General features: G+C 38.6%; 15 protein-coding genes and 1 pseudogene. 8 read left to right on the top strand and 8 right to left on the bottom strand.

The genetic code is table 11. From position 1 onward, the window contains the following. Positions 1-106: 106 nt before the first annotated feature. The 4 genes and pseudogenes from ACSC97_RS07410 to ACSC97_RS07395 form a co-directional block, all read right to left on the bottom strand. Positions 107-484: pseudogene (locus ACSC97_RS07410) on the bottom strand (SPFH domain-containing protein); the annotation flags it as partial. 18 nt (positions 485-502) lie between these two features. Then, the gene (locus tag ACSC97_RS07405) at positions 503-964 is read right to left on the bottom strand and encodes an NfeD family protein (protein ID WP_004908503.1); all 462 of its coding nucleotides are present in this window, start codon (positions 962-964) and stop codon (positions 503-505) included. 106 nt (positions 965-1,070) lie between these two features. Continuing rightward, positions 1,071-1,988, bottom strand: coding sequence for a patatin-like phospholipase family protein (locus ACSC97_RS07400; RefSeq protein ID WP_005402178.1), 918 nt, complete (start codon positions 1,986-1,988; stop codon positions 1,071-1,073). Between the two features lie 62 nt (positions 1,989-2,050). Continuing rightward, the gene (locus tag ACSC97_RS07395; protein WP_004908496.1) at positions 2,051-2,677 is read right to left on the bottom strand and encodes a lysophospholipid acyltransferase family protein; all 627 of its coding nucleotides are present in this window, start codon (positions 2,675-2,677) and stop codon (positions 2,051-2,053) included. A gap of 144 nt (positions 2,678-2,821) precedes the next feature. Between ACSC97_RS07395 and ACSC97_RS07390 the strand changes: the two genes are divergently transcribed. The 5 genes from ACSC97_RS07390 (at position 2,822) to ACSC97_RS07370 (ending at position 9,462) form a co-directional block, all read left to right on the top strand. Further along, positions 2,822-4,081: an MFS transporter gene (locus ACSC97_RS07390; protein WP_436660150.1), complete on the top strand. Its 1,260-nt coding sequence runs from the start codon at positions 2,822-2,824 to the stop codon at positions 4,079-4,081. A gap of 312 nt (positions 4,082-4,393) precedes the next feature. Next, complete coding sequence (locus ACSC97_RS07385; RefSeq protein ID WP_004908491.1) at positions 4,394-5,524, top strand: porin; 1,131 nt, start codon at positions 4,394-4,396, stop codon at positions 5,522-5,524. A 269-nt stretch (positions 5,525-5,793) separates the two neighbouring features. Further along, a complete protein-coding gene (locus ACSC97_RS07380; protein WP_436660147.1) occupies positions 5,794-7,431 on the top strand; it encodes a phosphoethanolamine transferase in 1,638 nt (545 codons plus the stop codon). 13 nt (positions 7,432-7,444) lie between these two features. Then, positions 7,445-8,122 (top strand): DNA-binding response regulator PmrA, encoded by a 678-nt coding sequence (locus ACSC97_RS07375; protein WP_004950703.1) that lies wholly within the window; start codon positions 7,445-7,447, stop codon positions 8,120-8,122. 5 nt (positions 8,123-8,127) lie between these two features. After that, the gene (locus ACSC97_RS07370; RefSeq protein ID WP_125298508.1) at positions 8,128-9,462 is read left to right on the top strand and encodes a sensor histidine kinase; all 1,335 of its coding nucleotides are present in this window, start codon (positions 8,128-8,130) and stop codon (positions 9,460-9,462) included. A gap of 11 nt (positions 9,463-9,473) precedes the next feature. Here ACSC97_RS07370 and ACSC97_RS07365 read toward each other — a convergent pair whose 3' ends face one another. From ACSC97_RS07365 to ACSC97_RS07355, 3 genes are all read right to left on the bottom strand, one after another. Further along, positions 9,474-10,280 carry a serine/threonine protein kinase gene (locus ACSC97_RS07365; RefSeq protein WP_436660144.1) on the bottom strand — a complete coding sequence of 269 codons (807 nt, stop codon included), beginning with the start codon at positions 10,278-10,280 and terminating at the stop codon, positions 9,474-9,476. Positions 10,281-10,326: 46 nt separating this feature from the next. Beyond that, positions 10,327-11,043, bottom strand: coding sequence for a phosphatase PAP2 family protein (locus ACSC97_RS07360; RefSeq protein ID WP_436660142.1), 717 nt, complete (start codon positions 11,041-11,043; stop codon positions 10,327-10,329). Positions 11,044-11,158: 115 nt separating this feature from the next. After that, entirely contained in the window at positions 11,159-12,346 is a 1,188-nt protein-coding gene (locus ACSC97_RS07355) for an ammonium transporter (RefSeq protein WP_004908475.1), read from the bottom strand. Between the two features lie 373 nt (positions 12,347-12,719). Here ACSC97_RS07355 and ACSC97_RS07350 point away from each other — a divergent pair, with 373 nt between their 5' ends. The 3 genes from ACSC97_RS07350 (at position 12,720) to ACSC97_RS07340 (ending at position 15,616) form a co-directional block, all read left to right on the top strand. Continuing rightward, positions 12,720-13,739, top strand: coding sequence for a molecular chaperone DnaJ (locus ACSC97_RS07350; protein ID WP_168154249.1), 1,020 nt, complete (start codon positions 12,720-12,722; stop codon positions 13,737-13,739). A gap of 143 nt (positions 13,740-13,882) precedes the next feature. Further along, complete coding sequence (locus ACSC97_RS07345) at positions 13,883-14,251, top strand: endonuclease domain-containing protein (RefSeq protein ID WP_368567011.1); 369 nt, start codon at positions 13,883-13,885, stop codon at positions 14,249-14,251. A 177-nt stretch (positions 14,252-14,428) separates the two neighbouring features. Beyond that, positions 14,429-15,616, top strand: a complete 1,188-nt coding sequence (locus ACSC97_RS07340; protein WP_436660139.1) for a hypothetical protein — start codon at positions 14,429-14,431, stop codon at positions 15,614-15,616. Between the two features lie 26 nt (positions 15,617-15,642). Here the strand turns inward: ACSC97_RS07340 and ACSC97_RS07335 are convergent, their stop codons facing one another. After that, complete coding sequence (locus ACSC97_RS07335; RefSeq protein ID WP_436660137.1) at positions 15,643-18,540, bottom strand: valine--tRNA ligase; 2,898 nt, start codon at positions 18,538-18,540, stop codon at positions 15,643-15,645. Between the last annotated feature and the right edge of the window lie 210 nt (positions 18,541-18,750).

The following is an 18,750-nucleotide window of genomic DNA, read 5'->3' as shown; positions in this document are numbered from 1 at the left end:
CCGTTGACGTAAAGCCTGATTGTACTCAGACCAGTTCGTTGTTTTGTATCGGCTTTTTGATTCTGTATTCATCTAACATGTATGGGGATGAAATTTATTTATGCAACAAAGCCCCCACGATCGAGCGCAGAGAAGTTTGTACAAGATTTTGAATCGCCCAAGTATAGTTTTCGATACCATACACGGCTTTTTCAGGTGTGGTCAGATTGATATAAGCAACGGCATTCATCACTAACACTGCATTATCACGTGTGATCACTTCTTGTGATGGAATATCTAAGACAATATCTTTCGTCGTGATTTTATATGCAACTTCATCTACATATGGAATCACAAAATTGAGACCTGGATTCAACGTGGTATGGTATTTACCAAGACGTTGAACAATCCATTTATAACCTTGGGGAACAATTCGAACCCCTTTAAAAATGGTTATACCAACAAAAGCGAAGAGCGCTAAAACAACAATAGTACCGACAGACATTAGAAACCCTCTTTATGTTTATGAAGTGCTATGCGGTTGAACAACTAAATCATTACCCATGATATCAATAACACGAACACGATCTCCGACTTTTACAGGAGCTGTGCTTCGACAGTTCCACTCATCAGAGCCGAGTACAGGCATTGGAAAACGCACCACGATTTGACTGTGATCCAGTCCAGTTTGGATGACCATCCCCACTTGACCAATGGTTGCTTCACGGGATAAGCCCGCTTTGGTCTTATCAATTGAGAGTGGTTTTATAAATTTAAACCAAAGAATCGTACATAAAATCGATAAAATCCCCCAAGTGATCACTTGAGTGGTAAAGCCCATCATTGGGAAAAGCCAAAGTAAAATACACACCATCACTGCTGCTATACCAAACCATAGTGCAGCAAATGCAGGTAATACTAATTCTGAAAGAATTAACAAAATACCTAATACCAACCAGTGCCAAGGCTCAACTACAAATTCCATAGATTTGCTCGTATCGTTAAACGGTAAATAGAGGTGAAAAAATATTCACCTCTAGCACTGTAACAGATGATTATCTTTATGAATATATAAAGATAATGAATGTGTTTTAGAATTTTGGCCGAGGGGCAGGTTTAAATGCTGCAGGGGATTTTTTGAAGTTAGTAATTGCAGCTCGGATCGCTGTGATCTTGGCTTGAGCCGCTTTTTCACCTTCTAAGATAGCTTGGTTACTTGATTTTAGATCGAGTACACCGAGATGACCGACTTTCGGCTGAATCACGACAGTAGCTTGATTAAGTTCTTCGTTAATACTTTGCTGACCCATGATATTAATCGTCTGATCTAGTAATCCCCACATATTCATTGGTTTATCACCTGTAGGACGCGCAGAAATATCAACCGCGATTACGATATCAGCACCCATATCTTTCGCTGTTTTTACAGGAATAGGGCTGACTAAACCACCGTCGACATATTTGGTACCACCGATGACCGTTGGCACAAAGACATTTGGAATACTACATGATGCACGTACAGCTTGACCTGCATTGCCTTTAATAAATTCAGCTTTCTTGCCGTTGTCTAAACGAGTTGCTACAGCAGCAAAACGTATTGGGAATTTCTCAATCGGTTTGTTGGCAACTTGACTGTTGACATAATTCTGAAGTTTTTGCCCCATGATAAAACCTTGGCTATTTAAGGTGAGATCACGGATGTCAGACTCTTGTAGTTTTAATGCAAGACTTTGCATCTGATAAGGCGTTTGCCCACTTGCATAAATGCTACCAACAAAGCTGCCAGCACTGGTGCCGGTCACAATTTTAGCTTTAATGCCATGTGACTCAAGGACTTTGATGACGCCAATATGTGAAAAGCCTTTAGCACCGCCACCGCCTAATGCTAGAGCAATCACGGGCTCACGTGCTTTTAAGGTTGAAGTTGGTGGCGTTTTTTTTGCAACTTGATCACAACCAAATAATGTCAAGCTAACAAGTGCTAAACAGGAGAGTTGAGCAATTTTCATATCAAAAGGAGATAAAATCGACGAAAAGATGGGCACATCTCAGCAGATTTGCCCTCGATTTTCTAGTTTTTTTTCACAAGTTTTTGTAATGGCTCTGCTAACCAATTTGGATTTTTGGGAGAAAAATGTCCTTGGTAAAAACCCATAATTTTTTCAAGATCTTGTTGATAATGACCTGTTGGCGTAAAGGCACCTAAGCAGTAAATCGTTTTGTGGTCATAATCAAAAGAAAACATCACAATCGGAATGCCTGCTGCATGTGCAATATGGTAGAAACCACTTTTCATTTTTTCGGCTTTTTTACGCGTACCTTCAGGTGCCATTCCGACCCAGATTCGATCGCACTTTTGAATTTCCGCAACGACCTGTTCAGTCAAACCATTGGTACTGTCACGATGCACAGGGATTAATCCCGCCCAGTTGAGAAGGGGCTTAAATGGAGGCTTAAATAGTGTATCTTTGCCTAGAACCGTAATCTTGAGCCCCAAACCGCCAATCGCAAGAAAACCGTACCACCCATCAATATTAGACGTATGTGGTGAGATAATAGCGACTGCTTTGGGTAAGTTTGGAATTTCACCAACCACTTTCCAACCTTGACTTAGAAAGAGTTTCTTACACAATGCACGGCTATAACTGGTTCCTCTTTGTGGTACTAGAGGCGGTAATTCAGGAAAATGTTGTGACATAGGTTCAGAAAAATAATGACAACTTTAATCATCTTAAACTCTCACTATCTGCATCGCATTGGCAAAAAATGAGATTTTAATGTGTCGGTTTTGAGAGGATTAGATAGTTGAACTTACAAAGAAATACTTTAGGAACAGCCTTACATGCCTAATCTTCGTCAAATCTATTTATTGCTATTTTCGTTGTATTGGGCACAAGGATTACCTGTCGGTTTTATGACACATGCTTTACCTGTGATTTTAAGATCTCAAGGTGTATCTCTGGCACATATTGGCGGTTTTGGATTATTGATGTTGCCGTGGTCGATCAAAATCTTTTGGGCTGCATATGTTGATCGTTATGCAATCTCGAATTTAGGTCACTATCGCAGTTGGATTATTCCTACTCAATTCGCTAGTGTCATTATTTTGGTGATATTGTCCTTTTTTCCAATTCATGCACTTGATCAACCTCTGTATTTATTAATCTTCTTTACTTTGCTGTTATGTTTAAATCTTACAGGTGCGACACAAGATATTGCGACGGATGCTTTAGCTGTTAATTTACTTAAAAATGATCAATTACACTGGGGTAATACCTTTCAAGTGATTGGTTCTAGGTTAGGGTTTATCATCGGTGGTGGTGTCGTACTTTGGTGCTTGGATTGGTTATATTGGCAAAAAACATTTTTATTGTTGGCGGTTTTAGTATTCCTGAATACCATTCCTATTTTATTTCATAAAGAACCTGAACGAATTAAATCGATAAATTCAAATAACAGCTCAAATCATTCAAAAATTAAGTCGATTAAACGATATCTTCATTATTTTAGCTCGTCTCCACAGTTAAAAGCATGGTTGCTAGTATTAATCACTTTTAAGATTGTTGATGGATTGACAGGGCCTATATTAAAACCACTTGCTGTTGATTTAGGTTTAACTTTTTCTCAAATTGGAGTTTATATTACAATTTTAGGTGCTGTGGCTGCATTGTTAGGTGCAGCAATTGCAGGGGTGTTGTTGAAATATCTGTCTAAGGCTTATGCCTTGATTATATTTTCTATGTTAAAAATTCTAAGTCTATTTTTCTATGTTTATTTGGGTTATGTATTTGAACATCATAAAAAAATTGATTCTTCTATAATATATGTAATCAATGCCTTTGAAGATGCATGTTCCGCGATGTTGTTGGTGGTCATGCTCAGCTTAATTATGAGTTACAGCCGTAAACACTTTGCGGGAACTGACTTTACTTTGCAGGTTTCAGTTATGGCGACAGTCAGTGGTTTATTATATTTACTAAGTGGATTACTTGGTGATTTGCTTGGATATTACTATTATTTATCTGCAATTTTTCTAATATCATTCATTTGTTTGCTACCAATTTTTAATTGGAAGAAATATGTAAATATTAATCAAGGTTGATTGCAAATTTATAAAGCTTGGATATTAAACTGTAATATTTTAAGGTAACAATCTAAGGCTTTTCGATAAATGTATATCTTCATTCAATTGTTTTTTAGCTCTATTTCTTGAGTTTAAAATGTGATGAATAATATTGTAAATCACTGACTAATAAATATTTTTTGGCGTGGATATAATAAAAAAGATAAGGTGTTAGTCTCGGCTAAAAATTAAACTTTAGTCGAAAATGGAATAAATAAATAAGATTTTAATCGTTTTGTCATATAAAGTTAATGTGTAGGATTTGTTACAAATTTAACTAGGATGGCAAAAATGAAAATCAAAATTGTAACAGCAGCAGTATTAGGTTTACTTGCAACCTCTACTTTTGCAGCACCAACAATCTACGGTGAAATCGACGCGAGTGTTGATTATTTACCAGAAAAAAATGCGACAAAATCAAACAAAGATGTTTGGGAAATTAGTTCGAACAGCACCTTTATCGGATTCAAAGGTGATGAGAAATTAACAGAGCGTTTAAGTGCTGTTTATGCTGCTGAATGGGGATTCAGTGCAGATGGTGACAGCAGTGATTGGACTCAACGTAACCGTTTTGTTGGCTTAAAAGACAGCAAGTTGGGTACAGTTAAAATTGGTAAACATGATACACCAGTCAAGCAACTCTCTAGTGTTGTAGATACTTTCAACAACTATGTTGCTAACAAAGCAGATGTAACAGGGATTTTTACTGGCGAAAACCGTATTGATAATGTAGTGATCTATGAGTCACCTGCAGTCAAAGTTCTTGATGGTGCATTTAAATTTAATGCTTTACTGGCAACAGGTGAGGCGACTGGAATTAAGCAAAGCAGTGGAGGTGCCAAAGTTGAAGGTCAGGGCTTAGGTGATGCTTGGTCAGCTTCGGTAACTTATGAAAACCCACTTTTTGTTGCGGGTCTCGGTTATGACAAAGCGATCCCAAGTACGTTCTTAGGTAAAGGTATTTTAAATGCATCTGATCCTGAAATTGCAGGCGGATCAGTGTTTGCTGCGGCAAATACAGTTCGTGCGATTGGCCGATTAAATCCAATTGAAGGTTTAGCGCTTAAAGCACTTTATCAAAGTTCAGAAGTTGAAGAAACTTCTTATGCTGATGCGGGTGATGCAACTAAATGGGCTGCAAAAGCTAAAAATATTGATGATGCACAAGGTTGGTTAGTCGGTGCTGAATATAACATTCCACAGTCTAAAAACTGGACAGTGAAAGCTCAATACAGCCAAAACGATACCAGTTTCAAAGACAACAGTGCAGACTTCAAAGCTAAACAAGTCATCGCAGGTGCGGATTATGCATTTAGTAAGCAAGTAAAAACCTATGGTTATGCTGGCTATTTAACGCTTGAGCAAGCGGATAAAAAAGACAAGCAACCTGTAGGTGGCCTAGGATTAGAATTCAAATTCTAATCTTATCTTTCTCAAAGCACTCAAAAGTTATTTGTTTTGAGTGCTTTTTTATTATTTGAATGAATTATTAAGATTTAAATAATATATGAATATTGAAAATGATTATTGTTAACTCAATTATTGTTTTAAGTTTTTGAAAAAAATAATAATATAGATAAAATTTATTAAAATTGGTTGCTGAAAAATTAATCATTTAAGTCATTTTTAAGTTTCAGCTCCTATCTTAATGTCACCCAAAATTATCATTTCTATCTATTGTGACGATGACTATGCTGCTGAAAAAACTAAGGGCAAAGCCTATTTCGCTACTCACGTTTAACCTATTGCTTTCAATTTGGTTAGGACTTTTCTTAAATTTTGCCTTTTATGAAAAGCTTCAGTTGCTTACACCTTATACAGGTATTAAAGCAGGGCTATTCGTAGCCGCTTCAGCTGTCGTCGTTGTGTCAGCCTATTTCTTTCTTTTTCAACTTTTGAACTGGAAGTGGACAGCCAAGCCTGTTGCAATTGCCATGGTATTTATTGGTGGATTTGCTTCATATGCTGTCAGCACACTAGGGGTGTTAATTACTTCTGATCAGATTCAGAATTTGATGCAAACAGATATCGCTGAAGCAAGAGATACGTGGTCCATACATTTGGTCACTTGGACACTGGGCATGACAGTATTACCAATCATTGCCATATTGATCGTAAAACTGAAATCTGAACCGATCTTGAAACAGTTGTTGAAGAAGGTCATGGCGACGATCGTATCACTAGCGATGGTGGGTGGGTTGTTGTTTGTGTTTTACGTGGATTTTGCGGCAATCTTCCGTGAAAACCGTGATTTAAAAGGAATGATCTCTCCACAAAATATGATTGCTTCTTTTGTGTCTTATTATAAAAAGAAAGCGCCTAAAGAAAATTTACCATTGGTCACTTATGGGACTGATGCAAAACTTGTAAAAGAAAATTCTGCTCGTCCGAAATTGATGGTTTTGGTGGTAGGTGAGACAGCTCGTGCTGAAAACTTTTCTTTAAATGGTTATGCGAAAAATACTAACCCGAAATTATCAAAGCAAGACATTATTAACTTCTCTCAAGTGAGTTCATGTGGTACAGCAACGGCGGTTTCAGTGCCATGTATGTTCTCTGGTATGCCTCGTAAAGATTATGATGAAGGGCTTGCCAGTCATCGAGAAGGTTTACTTGATATCGCACAACGTGCTGGCTATAAAGTCACTTGGATTGATAATAACTCTGGATGCAAGGGCGCTTGTGACCGCGTTGAGCAGTTTAAAATACCTGAACCTATCCAGCAGAAATGGTGTGAAGAAGGTGAATGTTTTGACGATCTTTTAATTGATAGTTTGAAAACATATATCGCAACTATTCCTAAAAATGACACGCAACCTCGATTGATCGTTTTACATCAAATGGGTAGTCATGGACCTGCGTATTACAAACGTGTTCCGCCACAGTTCAAAGTCTTTAAACCAACTTGTGATACCAATGCCATCCAAGGATGTAGTCAAGATGCACTGATTAATAGTTATGACAATACCTTGTTGTACACTGACTATGTGTTAGATTCATTGATTGAAACATTAAAAAATACAACGCAGTATGAGACAGGTTTGTGGTATTTATCAGATCATGGTGAATCAACTGGTGAAAGTGGTATGTATCTACATGGCGCACCATATGCGATTGCACCAAGTCAGCAAACACATGTACCGATGTTGATGTGGTTCTCTGATGCGTGGAAGCAACAAGCCAGTCGTCAAGTCCAGTGTTTAACACAGCAAAAAACTAAAGCATTAAGCCAAGACAATTTATTCCCAACTTTATTGAGCTTGCTGAATGTCAAAACGAAAGTAATTGAGCCACAAAATGACATGCTGTCTGCATGTTCAAATTCCTAAGAATGAGGAAATCATGACTAAAATCTTGATGATCGAAGATGACTTTATGATCGCAGAGTCAACCTTGACTCTATTGCGCTATCATCAGTTTGAAGTGGAGTGGGTCAATAATGGTGTGGATGGTTTAACGATGTTGACCAAACAACCATTTGACTTAGTACTGCTAGATCTAGGATTGCCTCTGATGGATGGCATGCAAATCTTAAGACAGATTCGTCAGCGATCTTCTATACCTGTTTTAATTATCTCTGCGCGTGATCAACTCCAAAATCGAGTGGATGGACTGAATCAAGGTGCTGACGATTATTTGATTAAGCCTTATGAATTCGACGAATTACTCGCACGTATTCATGCTTTGTTACGACGTGGCGGTGCTGAGAATGCACAATATAAACAACAAACTCAATTGCTCAAAAGTGGTGATTTAGTTCTAGATGTGGAACAACATTTAGCGACCTTTAAAGGGCAGCAGATTGAATTATCCAATCGTGAGTGGGCGATTTTGATTCCATTAGTCAGTCATCCCAACAAGATTTTTTCTAAAGCAAATCTAGAAGATAAGTTGTATGATTTTGACAGTGAAGTCACGAGTAATACCATCGAAGTCTATGTCCATCATTTACGAGCTAAGTTGGGTAAAGACTTTATTCGTACTATTCGTGGATTGGGCTATAGATTAGGACAAGCATAAGTATTATGAAGTTATCCAAGCAATATTCCCTCAAGAAAAGATTAATCTGGGGGACATCAGTTTTCAGTTTATTGCTTGGATGTTTATTGATTTTCACTGCTTATAAGATCGCTTTACATGAAGTTGATGAGATCCTCGATACGCAAATGCAATATATGGCTGAACGGTCTACTACTCAGCCTTTAACCACCATCACCAGTAAAATCGAATTGCATCGGACTTATCACGAGGAAGATTTACTGGTCGATATTTGGGCGTACAAAGATCAAAGTCACTTATGGCATCAAACGCATCTATTGATTCCACCAGTGAAGCAAGCTGGTTTTTATACGCAAGAAACACCACAAGGAAAATGGCGTGTTTATGTCATTCCGTTAAAAGATTATCAAATTCAGGTTAGCCAACAAGAGCAGGTACGCAAGAACTTCGCTTGGGAGTTGGCAGGCAGTATGTTTGTGCCATATGTGTTGTTACTGCCTTTCGCAATTATTATCTTAGCATTCATTATTAGTCTCAGTTTAAGACCTTTAGAAGACTTCAAGGCTGAATTGCGCAGTCGAGATTCGGATGGTTTAGCACCGATTGATAGCCAAGATTATCCGCAAGAGTTGATTCCAACCATTGAAGAAATGAATCATTTGTTTGGACGAATCCAACAGGCACAAGCTGAACAAAAGCAATTTATTGCAGATGCTGCACATGAACTCAGAACACCTGTAACGGCATTAAATCTACAAACCAAGATTTTAATGAGTCAATTCCCTGAACACGAAGCCTTAATTAATCTAAGTAAAGGATTGGCGAGGATTCAGCATCTGGTGACGCAATTACTGGCATTGGCTAAACAAGACGTAGGTTTGAATTTGATTGAGCCAAATACGGAGTTTCGCCTGAATGATGTTGCACTCAATTGCGTCGAGCAATTGGTCAACTTAGCCATGCAAAAAGAAATAGATTTGGGTTTTGAGCGTAATGATGTGATTGAAATGAATAGTTTGGAGTCAACGATTCATTCGATTATTTTTAACCTGATCGATAATGCGATTAAGTATACGCCTAATCAAGGCATCATTAATATTTCAGTCTATAGTGACCAAGACAATTTTGCATGTGTGCAAATTGAAGACAGTGGTGTTGGCATCGACCCTGAAAACTACGATAAAGTATTAAAACGTTTCTATCGTGTGCATCACCACTTAGAAGTGGGTAGCGGCTTAGGACTTTCCATCGTTGATAAAGCTATTCAACGTTTAGGCGGTACGCTGCAACTGTCTCGTAGTATTGATTTGGGTGGCTTATCCGTTTTAGTACGCTTACCAAAAATCTTAAATCATCACTGAGTCACTTTGATTTAAGCGTTGCTTTCTGCATGCTCTCGAAGATAACGCAGAAACAACACACATTTTTGGATGCGTTTACCATCATTACCGACGCGATTTACGTTGAGTCTGAGCACCCAGTTTAAGCGTTTTCCAACTTTACAAATGTTTTTATACACTTGTGGTTCAGCGAGTAGAGCTTGGTAAAGGATATAGCTTGCATCCTTCAGCTGTTCAAATTCGAAATGATAGGCCGTTGAGAAAATATATAAAATCCAATCACGGACAAAACAATCGTGCAAGCTGAGCACGGATGCAGGATCAGTTTCGAAATCAATAAAACTAAAATGTCTTTCTTGATGGACTAAAATATTACGTGCAAAAGCTTCGCTTAAATAACCACCTTGCAAATGAACATATTGAACTGCTTGAATCGCTTGGGTAAATAAAGTGGTTTTAGCTGCTAAATCATCTTTGCAGTATGCAAGTGCTTGATCTAATTGTTTAACTTTACTTTGATGTTGAGCGCCAATATCTTCCAGTAAAATCCCTTTGTCAGAATGAGCAAGCACATTAGGTGTTGATACACCGAGTTGTTTGAGCTGTTGAATACGCTGATATTCACATCGAATCGCCGCCGCGCCACCTTGATTCGGGACAGGCATAATGGCACCGAGATTGAAAATCTTGGCAAGCCATTTCAATGGCGTATATAACCATAGACCATGACGTTCAGATGCTTTTTTTAACCATACTTTACCAGTATCGAGCTTATAAGCCTGAATAGATGCTTGTTGGGTTTTTAAGGTATTGTCTAAAAAAGTCTGAAAGTCATCCATTCGCAGCAAACTATAATTAGGTGATTGTATAAGGGTGTTTGATTGCTCACTTTACCACATCAGGCAAAACTTTCGGAGTATCAATTATGTTCGAGTGTATGAGATGGCGTTGGTAGGTTAAAGCATATACAACAAGATTGATTGCAAAGCAGATCCACGCTGTCCATAAATTATGGCTGAGAAAATGAGCACCACGCATCATCTGCGCCCATCCCATCGCAAAACCAAGTAGGATACCTGCAAATAGATAAAACCATCCTCGTTTTTGTTCATCGAGTCGATAGACAAAATAACCTGTTACCAGTGCAAAGCCTGTACTAGCATGTCCACCAGGAAAACAATGTCCTGCTGTAGCAGAAAAATCCCATGTGAAGCCTGTGGTTGTTGCAGTCGTCATTGCCCAAGGACAAGCATGAGCAGCATTTGCTTTGATTAGCCCGATCACACAAGTACATAACATGCTGACCCAAAACATATAGCCATATTTCCAGCGCTTTGCTTTGAGTTTTTCAACTTTGAAAGATGCTATCCATAATAAGAAAAAACTAATGTAGACCAGCGTTAAAACCTTTTTGACATAGGTGTGATTGAGCTTTGCTAGATACCAATCGCCTTTTAGCGCAAAATCACCAAATGTACCCACCCAAGGTTGGATTAAGTACATATCTATGCTGCCCCCTACAGGAAAGACCCACCACAAAATAAAAAAACTGATTAAAAGTAAGAAACTTGTCAGCAGAAAAAATGGCGTTTTAATAATCATAGAATCAAACGTCGAAAAGTAAACAATCTATGATTTATTAAACTGTTTTAATCTTAAACAGCTCTTAAAATTGACATAAAAAAAGCGGCGTTTCCGCCGCATAAAACATTAAAACTTAAAACATTGATTCTTCAGAATTCGCTGAAATCTTATGAATCGAAAGGTCAGCACCACGATACTCATCTTCTTGAGATAAACGGATGCCCATAGTGACTTTTAAAATGCCATATACGACAAAACCACCTACCAATGCGATGGCAACACCTAAGCCAGTTCCGATGATTTGAGAAATAATCGATACTCCACCCAAACCGCCAAGCGCTTGCTGGCCAAAGATACCTGCTGCAATACCCCCAAAAGCACCACAGACACCATGTAATGGCCAAACACCCAAGACATCGTCGACTTTGAGTTTGTTTTGCGTGTAAGTAAATAGATAAACGAACATGCCACCAGCAGCCCCACCGATAACCAATGCACCGATAGGATGCACGATGTCAGAGCCAGCACAGATCGCTACTAAACCAGCCAAAGGACCATTGTGCAAGAAGCCTGGGTCATTTTTACCCATAAAGTTAGCTGCCAAAGTACCGCCAACCATCGCCATCAATGAGTTGATCGCAACTAAGCCAGAGATAGCATCAACACGTTGAGCACTCATTACGTTGAAGCCAAACCAACCTACGATCAAAATCCATGAACCTAAAGCAAGGAATGGAATAGATGAAGGAGGGTGAGCACTTACACGACCGTCATTTTTATAACGACCATTACGCGCACCTAACAAGATTACCGCAGCTAAGGCAATCCAGCCACCCATCGCGTGTACAACAACAGAACCAGCGAAATCATGGAAAGTTGCACCAAAAGAGCTTTCAAGCCATTTTTGGAAACCATAGTTTCCATTCCAAATCATTCCCTCAAAGAACGGGTAGATCAGGGCAACTAAAAGTAAAGTTGCGATCGCTTGTGAGCGCATTTTGGCACGTTCAGCAATTCCCCCAGAGACAATCGCTGGAATGGCAGCAGCAAAGGTTAATAAGAAGAAGCAACGCATCAGGTTATAACCATGATCAGCAGCTAAAACTTCACCTGCATGAAAAAAGTTTTGTCCGTAGGCAATCCAATAACCAACAAAGAAGTAGGCAATTGCGGAAATGGCAAAGTCAGTCAGAATTTTACTGAGTGCATTGACTTGGTTTTTGTGACGAACGGTGCCTAGCTCTAAAAATGCAAAGCCTGCGTGCATTGCCAAAACCAGTACTGCACCGAGCAGTAAGAAAAATAGATCTACGTTTTGCATAGTGGTGCTCAAAAAAAAGTGCTAAATTTTATTTTGGTGCAAGTATTTGATTCGTTTTTTGCACCAAAATAGATTTAGTAAATCTAAAAACTAGAGCAATCTTAAAAATGCTCATTTCTCTGTATTTTGATAAGCAAAAAACGCACCAATTTAGAAATTAAATTGTAATTTTGATGAAAAGTGGTGCATTTTTATTAAAAATAGCACAGAAATTTAAAGGTGTAGACCTAAATAGCAGCATTTCAGCGGATGTTATTTGTTTTTAATTACTTTTAGTGTAGGGCATTCTACTTGCTAATCATCATGCAAAAGACAAGCTGCTACTTTCCAATAGTGATTGTTGCTACAATTTTTATTTTTCAGGTGGATGAATATGTCCTTTGATCTCAAAGTTAGTTTCAAACAAAGGTCTGAACCATCTGCACAGCAGAAAAAGCTGAATCGCCTGATTGATCAAATAGAACAGCAAAAAATCAGCCTTGCTGCATGGCAGAATGCACAAGCTGAGATTCAACAGCACACACGGCAAAAGCTGATGCCTGTGTATAGCGAGCTGCATGAAATCCTGTTTCAGCAGTTAGATCAGCTTTGGATGCTGTTACAACAGCATGAGTTTTCCAAAGCGGATATGCAGCAACTCGATGAGAAAATCGCACAACTTGCCCGTATGTTGAAACGTTCACAAATGTTGAATGAAGTACAGCTCTCACTTGTGAAGCAGATCGATACTTTTTATCAGCAACATGCCCAGCAATCCGTTAAAAAGAATAAAAAAGTACAGTCAGCCAAGTTTGAACTTCATGAAAGCTCTAACCAAAGTTCAGAATTTGAACAAGATGACTTTGAGCAGTATGCTGCCGAGCAACAACAGGCACGAGAACAAGCTAAGCAACTGAGGCAGCAACAGAAACGTGAACAAGCTGAGCAGATGGCAACGCAGTCGCTGAAAACGGTTTATTTAAAAATTGCTGCCATGATTCACCCCGACCGTGAGCAAGATGAAACCAAGAAAGAAGAAAAAACTGAGTTGTTCCAACAGGCGAGTCAGGCTTATGAACAGCAGGATTTGTTTTATTTGCTCAAACTCCAGTTACAGCTTGAACAGAATAAAGGTATTGGGACTAAAGAGCTTAGTACCGAGCAAGTGAAGTTTTATAAACTGGCGTTGGATGCACAAAGTCAGCAGCTTGAAAGTCAAATCGAAGAAATTTTAGATTCTTTTCAGTTGGCAAAGAAAGTCAAAGCCGAGCATCTTCATATTAATGATGTTTATAAAGCGATAGATGCGGATTGTGCTGAGTTAAAGCAGCAGTTGAAGTGGGAAAAGGAACGATTAAAGCATATGAAAAAAGTGAGTGGGGTGGAGATGTTGTTAGTGCATGGGGTTTTGTAAGTCTTTAAAAGAACCTCTCCCTAACCCTCTCCTGAAAGGAGAGGGAACATCCACTAAAATATTTGCTTTCATGAAATTGGATGCTACTCCCTCTCCCTCAGGGAGAGGGCTGGGGTGAGGGTAATTAGAATGGAAAATAAAAAATGAAACTAGACCCACAATTATTAGAATTCGCAAAAACCATGCGTAGTAATGCGACAGATGCCGAAAATCTGATGTGGCAATTGCTTCGCGCTAAACGATTTATGAATCTGAAATTCCGCCGTCAGCATGTGATTGCACCATATATTGTAGATTTTTACTGTCATGAATTAGGTTTGGTCATTGAGTTAGATGGTAGTCAGCACGGTACTGATGAGGGAAAAGAATATGATGCTGAAAGAACCAAGTTTTTAGAGGCTTTGGATTTAAAAGTGGTGCGGTATTGGAATCATGATGCATTAGGTTGTACGGATGTGGTTTTGGAGGATTTATGGCGGAGATGTGCTGAATTGAAAAATACCTCACCCTAACCCTCTCCTAAGAGGAGAGGGAACTCAATTGCGAAATTCACTCAGGCATTAAATCAAATGACACTCTCTCTTCTGGGGATGAGGGCTTGAATTATAAAAAATTATTTTAGTTATTTAGATAACCTTTAGGTGACAAGTAAATGTATTATCATAAAAATTTATGTTATGTAGATAAAAATGGAAAATCTTTTCTTAGAATTGAAAGACCTTAGTCCTCAAGAAATTTTAGAACTTTTGAATAAAAGAAAATTAAACGGTAGTTCAAAAAAAGGCGAAATTTGGGAAATCACAAATGAGATCAAACCAATTGATTTATTTTGCTATTTATCAGCAAAATATGGTGATCCCAATGGAATTTTAACAATATTAAAAAATGATGATTCAGATAATTTAATTCATTGGGATTGGATGTTAGATTCCCCTAAAGGACTAGTTCATATTCAAGGACATAATTTCAGAACAGAAATACATGTCAGTGGTGAAGTTATCGAGTCAGGACTAAATAAGTTCGACTTCATTAGCCAAATCAAAGCAGATTTTAAAAATTATGGACAAGGCATATCCATAACTAAAAAGTCATTGGAAAAATGGACTGAATTTATTAATCCATATTATCGTATTAAGTCTACGATTGAACAAAGTTTTATAAAGTTAAATGAGCTGAATTTAGACTTAGAGCAAGATCGTATAGATTTAAAGATCACTCAAAATCAATTGGAGTTTGAGGAAGTTAAAGAAAGATGGACACAAACACTTCAAAAATATGATTTTGCAGTTGGGCAAGTTTTTGGTTTAAGAGCTATGTTGCCTGTTATGGCAGAATCTTTTGTAAATTTCTTATTATTTATATTAGTTAAGTCTGAAATTAAATCAAATGACAGACTCTATCAAACTACTCTTAGACAGCCTATAGATATTAGAGTTCAATCATTACATTTAAATTGTAATGGATTTTCATCTAATGTTGATTATACAACAGAGGAGTGTAAAAAGTTTCATACTCTGATGAATGAAAGAAATGATCTGCTTCATGGTAACGTAAATATCAATAAGCAGGCATTTGGAAATGTATATTTTGATAAAAAAATGCCTATTTTTGATCAATATGAAGATTTTTGGGAAAAAAGTATAGGCGTATCAATTCGAACAATGAATATTACGTCTATTTATGATGAATATGAAGTTGTGAAAAATTTTATAAATTATATTTTGAGCAAATTAGATATAAAAATTAGACCACAAATAGAACATCTTCTAGATACTGCTAGATTAGGATTCAATGAAAAAACTAAACGTGTTGGAATACTATTTCCTCCTTATTTAGTAGATATGAGAGTTCCGTTAGCTAAAAAGAAAAAGAGCTGAATAATCAGCTCTTTTTATGTGATGGCTTAAAGCGCTGCAATTTGCTCCATACTTGCTTTAATTTTGCTTAACTGATCAGCAAACTCAGCCAATTTAACCTTTTCACCTTCAACTACAGCTGCTGGTGCTTTAGCGACAAAACCTTCGTTGGCAAGTTTAGTTGCGATTTGGTCATGCTGCTTTTGAACCTTATCCAAGTCCTTCTGCAAACGACCCAATTCAGCTTTAGGATCAATCAAGCCTTTCATTGGTACAAATACAGATGCATGGCTTACAACGCTAGAGCATGAAAGAGGTGGCTCTTGCTCATTGGTCAAGAACTCAATGCTTTCAACTTTTGCGAGTGCTTTGAACAACGCTTCGATACGGATGATTTGCTCACGTTCTGCATCAGAAATATTCTTAAGCAATACGGGTAATAAACGTGCATTACCTAAGCCCATTTCACCACGAATATTACGCACCGCACCGATCAAACCTTGTAACCACTGCATATCTGCTTCCGCTTGATCATTGATCTTCGCTTGTTCAGGAACAGGGTATTGCGCAGTCATAATCGTCGCACCACCTTTGCCTAACATCGGCGCAAGGGTTTGCCAGATTTCTTCTGTCAAATACGGCATTAACGGATGAGCCAAACGTAAAGATGCTTCCATTACCGCAAGAAGTACACGGCGAACTTCAGCTTTACGCTCTTCAGATACATTCGCATCATTCAGAACAGGCTTGGTTAACTCCACGTACCAGTCGCAGTATTCATTCCAAATAAAGTCATAGATCGCTTGTGCTGCAAGGTCTAAACGATATGTTGCAAATGCTTGATGTACCGCAGCTTCAGCTTTTTGCAAACGGCTGATGATCCATTGTTCTGGAAGTTCCCAAAGATCAGGACGTGCTTCTTGACCAACAGTTTGACCTTCAACATTCATCAGAACGAAACGAGTAGCGTTCCAGATTTTGTTACAGAAGTTACGGTAGCCTTCAACACGTTTTAAGTCGAACTTGATGTCACGTCCCGTGTTTGCAAGCGCACAGAAGGTGAAACGTACTGCGTCCGTACCATAAGCATTGATGCCTTCTGGGAATTCTTTGCGCGTTGATTTCTCAATCTTCGCAGCATCTTTTGGATTCATTAAGCCAGTGGTACGTTTCGAAACAAGGCTTTCTAAATCAATACCGTCGATCAAATCTAATGGGTCAAGGACGTTACCCTTAGACTTCGACATTTTCTGACCTTCACCATCACGTACTAAGCCGTGAACGTAAACCGTCTTGAATGGAACTTGTGATGAACCATCTTCATTCTTCATGAAGTGCATGGTCATCATGATCATACGTGCAACCCAGAAGAAGATAATGTCAAAACCAGTCACCAACACATCTGTTGGATGGAAGGTTTTAAGGAAATCATTTGCTGCATCTTTTTGTGCGTCGCCAGTCCAACCTAAAGTTGAGAATGTCCACAGTGCAGATGAGAACCATGTGTCCAAAACGTCTTCGTCTTGTTTCAGTTCTACGTTAGCAGCGATGTTGTTTTTGCTACGAACTTCTTCTTCGTTGCGACCCACGTAAATGTTGCCTTCTGCATCATACCAAGCAGGGATACGGTGACCCCACCAGAGTTGACGAGAGATACACCAATCTTGAATATCACGCATCCAAGACATATACATGTTGGTGTATTGCTCAGGAACAAATTTGATACGACCATCTTGAACCGCTTCAATTGCAGGCTCAGCAAGTGGTGCAATTTTCACATACCATTGGTCTGTCAATAATGGCTCAACGATCACACCTGAACGGTCACCGCGTGGTGCTTTTAAGTCATACGGTTGGATTTGATCTAACCAGCCTTCAGCTTCTGCTTGTTCAACCAATTTCTTACGTGCTGCAAAACGCTCTAAACCGATATAGTCAGCAGGTGCAGGAAGCAGTTGTGAAATTTGCTCGCCTGCTTTAGCGATGTATTCAAACTCTGCCAAAACTTCTGCATTTTTGTTGAAGATATTGATAATCGCTAGACCACAACGTTTACCTACTTCATAGTCATTGAAGTCATGCGCAGGCGTGATTTTTACACAGCCTGTACCGAAGTCTTTTTCAACGTATTCATCTGCAACAACTGGAACTAAACGACCTGTGATCGGTAGAACAATGTTTTTACCGATAAGGTGTGCATAGCGTTCATCTTCAGGATGTACCGCTACGGCTGTATCACCCAATAATGTTTCAGGACGTGTCGTTGCAACCACAAGGTAGTCATTGCCATCTTTGGTTTTAAGCGATTTGTCTTGAAAGAAATATTTAAAGTGCCACAACGAGCCTTTTTCTTCTTTGCTTTCAACTTCAAGATCAGACAGGGCAGTTTGTAGTTTTGGATCCCAATTCACCAAACGTTTACCACGATAGATCAAACCATCTTCGTGAAGTTTAACAAACACTTCTTTCACAGCATTGGATAAACCTTCATCCATCGTGAAGCGTTCACGTGACCAATCGACTGATGAGCCTAAACGACGGATTTGACGTGTAATTGTTCCGCCTGATTGTTCTTTCCATTCCCAAACTTTGTCGATGAACTTTTCACGACCTAAGTCATGGCGGTTAATCCCTTGTAGACCAAGTTGACGCTCCACAACCATCTGCGTTGCAATTCCCGCATGGTCGGTTCCAGGTTGCCATAAGGTATTTTTACCCATCATACGGTTATAACGAGTCAGTGCATCCATGATGGCATTGTTAAAGCCATGACCCATGTGCAAGCTACCCGTAACGTTTGGTGGTGGAATCATGATACAGAATGATTCACCTTGACCTGATGGTTTGAAATAACCGTTTTGTTCCCAGATTTGATACCACTTCTTTTCGATCTCGGTTGGATCGTAAGTTGTTGCGATATTTTGAGCAGATTGAGCGTCAGTCATAGTACAGAAGATCAAAATAGAATAAAAAATTGCATCTATTGTAGCAAAAAATCCTCGCTTCTGTAGGCATTTCGGTCATGCGGATCTGTTTCAAAACTAAGCAGATGCATTCTTATTTAGATCGATCCATCCAAGTGATCAACTTGTTATGTGTCATCATGGATTAGACTTACTTTTTCAGCTTAAAAATAAATTGTATGTCTCCGAATG

It is taken from the genome of Acinetobacter sp. P1(2025), assembly GCF_051390655.1.
GTDB classification, from domain to species: domain Bacteria; phylum Pseudomonadota; class Gammaproteobacteria; order Pseudomonadales; family Moraxellaceae; genus Acinetobacter; species Acinetobacter junii.
Note: the sequence above shows the minus strand (reverse complement) of the source record. Positions and strands in the feature narration are given on the sequence as shown.

Bases quoted from the DNA above. Each gene is read 5' to 3' on its own strand.
- ACSC97_RS07405 (WP_004908503.1), bottom strand. From the start codon at position 964: ATGGAATTTGTAGTTGAGCCTTGGCACTGGTTGGTATTAGGTATTTTG.
- ACSC97_RS07400 (WP_005402178.1), bottom strand. From the start codon at position 1,988: ATGAAAATTGCTCAACTCTCCTGTTTAGCACTTGTTAGCTTGACATTA.
- ACSC97_RS07395 (WP_004908496.1), bottom strand. From the start codon at position 2,677: ATGTCACAACATTTTCCTGAATTACCGCCTCTAGTACCACAAAGAGGA.
- ACSC97_RS07390 (WP_436660150.1), top strand. From the start codon at position 2,822: ATGCCTAATCTTCGTCAAATCTATTTATTGCTATTTTCGTTGTATTGG.
- ACSC97_RS07385 (WP_004908491.1), top strand. From the start codon at position 4,394: ATGAAAATCAAAATTGTAACAGCAGCAGTATTAGGTTTACTTGCAACC.
- ACSC97_RS07380 (WP_436660147.1), top strand. From the start codon at position 5,794: ATGCTGCTGAAAAAACTAAGGGCAAAGCCTATTTCGCTACTCACGTTT.
- ACSC97_RS07375 (WP_004950703.1), top strand. From the start codon at position 7,445: ATGACTAAAATCTTGATGATCGAAGATGACTTTATGATCGCAGAGTCA.
- ACSC97_RS07370 (WP_125298508.1), top strand. From the start codon at position 8,128: ATGAAGTTATCCAAGCAATATTCCCTCAAGAAAAGATTAATCTGGGGG.
- ACSC97_RS07365 (WP_436660144.1), bottom strand. From the start codon at position 10,280: ATGGATGACTTTCAGACTTTTTTAGACAATACCTTAAAAACCCAACAA.
- ACSC97_RS07360 (WP_436660142.1), bottom strand. From the start codon at position 11,043: ATGATTATTAAAACGCCATTTTTTCTGCTGACAAGTTTCTTACTTTTA.
- ACSC97_RS07355 (WP_004908475.1), bottom strand. From the start codon at position 12,346: ATGCAAAACGTAGATCTATTTTTCTTACTGCTCGGTGCAGTACTGGTT.
- ACSC97_RS07350 (WP_168154249.1), top strand. From the start codon at position 12,720: ATGTCCTTTGATCTCAAAGTTAGTTTCAAACAAAGGTCTGAACCATCT.
- ACSC97_RS07345 (WP_368567011.1), top strand. From the start codon at position 13,883: ATGAAACTAGACCCACAATTATTAGAATTCGCAAAAACCATGCGTAGT.
- ACSC97_RS07340 (WP_436660139.1), top strand. From the start codon at position 14,429: ATGGAAAATCTTTTCTTAGAATTGAAAGACCTTAGTCCTCAAGAAATT.
- ACSC97_RS07335 (WP_436660137.1), bottom strand. From the start codon at position 18,540: ATGACTGACGCTCAATCTGCTCAAAATATCGCAACAACTTACGATCCA.